Origin of the sequence: Flavobacterium bizetiae (genome assembly GCF_902804475.1) — a bacterium.
In the GTDB taxonomy this organism is placed as follows: domain Bacteria; phylum Bacteroidota; class Bacteroidia; order Flavobacteriales; family Flavobacteriaceae; genus Flavobacterium; species Flavobacterium bizetiae.
Genome location: NZ_CADCSU010000012.1, coordinates 1 through 1390 on the forward strand (window position 1 = coordinate 1; position 1390 = coordinate 1390).

Annotated in this window: 2 protein-coding genes; both read right to left on the reverse strand. The window is 30.6% G+C overall.

Going from position 1 to position 1390, the window contains the following annotated elements:
- Nucleotides 1–50: 50 nt before the first annotated feature.
- Nucleotides 51–917, reverse strand: a complete 867-nt coding sequence (locus FLACOL7796_RS00085; protein ID WP_197913303.1) for an IS3 family transposase — start codon at nucleotides 915–917, stop codon at nucleotides 51–53.
- Entirely contained in the window at nucleotides 917–1351 is a 435-nt protein-coding gene (locus tag FLACOL7796_RS24560) for a transposase (protein ID WP_197913304.1), read from the reverse strand. The genes FLACOL7796_RS00085 and FLACOL7796_RS24560 overlap by 1 nt, the downstream gene beginning before the upstream one ends.
- Nucleotides 1352–1390 lie beyond the last annotated feature (39 nt).

Sequence of the window (1390 nt, forward strand, 5' to 3'; positions counted from 1 at the left end):
TTGAGTAGTCCTAAATAATCGATACAGATTATTAAACAAATTATATTTAATTAAACACCTGTAATATTTTTTATTGCAGGTGTTTTTCTTTTATAAGTTCTCATTTCTACTACATTTTGCTGATGCATTTGACTTGGAGTTAGCATATAATTAGAATAATGTGGCCTTTTATTATTATAAATATCAATTGCATTTTTTACCAAAGCCTTCATCACATCAAGTTGTTGATTAAATTTATCAATATTAAATTCTTGTTTTAAAATTCCATTTATTCTCTCAGCTACTGCATTTTCATAGGGATCAGAGTTTTGAGTCATACTGCATTTTATATTGTTTTGATGTAATAGTTTTTGATATTGATAAGAACAATATTGTATTCCTCTATCTGAATGATGTATTAATGTTCTGTCTTTGTCTATGCGTTGTTTTATTGCCTTTTTCAATGCTATTAAACTGCTTTGAACATTCATATTATTTGCTACATTAAAACCCATTATTCTTTTAGAGTATGCATCTGTTATTAGACTTAAATAACATGGATTATCTCTTTTTCCAATATAAGTTATGTCGGATACCCAGACTTGCTCTGGCCTACAGATCCGTAGTTCTAATATTTGATTTTGGTGTTTTCTAAACCGATGATGAGAGTTTGTTGTTATGTGATAAGAACGTTTTGGCATTATCAATAGATGATTTGCTTTAAGTATATTAATAAATTTATCTCTACCGATTTTAAGTTCACTCAAGTGACTCTTTAAAAGATAATACAGTTTTTTTGCTCCAATTCTCGGCATTGTATTTCTAATTTTCAAAACCAGGCTGACAACTTCTGAAGCGATAAGTTGCCTGGAACTTGTTCTTTTTATTCTTCGATAATAAACCTGTCTGTCTATCCCGAACAAAGTACAGGCAAACATTATTGTTTGTTGGTGTTCTTTTTTAAAGTAGTCGATTGTTCGGGTGGTGAGTTTTTTCGGATGTCGATTTGATATTCCTTTTCAGCTATGTCAATCATCATATCGAAAATAATAGCTTTTTTATCAGCAACATAAGCCTGCTGCTCTAGAAATGCTTTTTGTTTTTCTAATAACTTCACTTTGGCTTCAAGTTCCATTATTTTTTGTTCAGGAGATCTTTGCATAATAGAAGGTATTTGATTGTCCCAGTCAAAGTTACCAAATTTTCGAAGCCATTGAACGATTGTAGAACGGGACTGAATGGCATAATCTTTTTTAACTTGCGAAATCGAGGTTATGCCTTGTTCTATGTCATGAACAATTTGAAGTTTAAAAGACATACTGTAATCTTTCTGTGTACGCTTTACATAGCGTAATTCTTGATCTTTTTCCATAATGATACTTTTTATGTATCGCTATTTCAGGACAAGACA